The 270-nt window shown below is 47.4% G+C and carries 1 pseudogene; it reads right to left on the bottom strand.

Annotated features, from left to right (window positions below):
* Nucleotides 1-45: 45 nt before the first annotated feature.
* A pseudogene (locus tag KVT27_RS24730) lies at nucleotides 46-270 on the bottom strand (aminofutalosine synthase MqnE); the annotation flags it as partial.

Raw genomic sequence — 270 nt, 5'->3', positions numbered from 1 at the left:
AACTCCTATATCCCTTCTGTACGGAATCTCTCTTCTCTAGTATGACTAATACACTTTGATTTCATTATAAAAGGTGTCGCGTTCTACAGCTGTACGTCCAGCACCTTGGATTAACCACACGAGCTCGTCTCTGGTCAAGCCTTCAGGGGACGATGCGCCCGCGGCGTGCGAGATTTTCTCCTTGATAATCGTACCATGCGCGTCAGAAGCGCCGAAGGCGAAGGACAACTGCGTTAGCTTCACTCCAATATTAATGAAGTAAGCTTTGAT

The sequence above is a fragment of the Lysinibacillus sp. GbtcB16 genome (assembly GCF_019091145.1).
In the GTDB taxonomy this organism is placed as follows: Bacteria; Bacillota; Bacilli; order Bacillales_A; family Planococcaceae; genus Lysinibacillus; species Lysinibacillus fusiformis.
The sequence above is the reverse complement of the archived record's forward strand: the minus strand, read 5'-3'. Positions and strand labels throughout refer to the sequence as shown.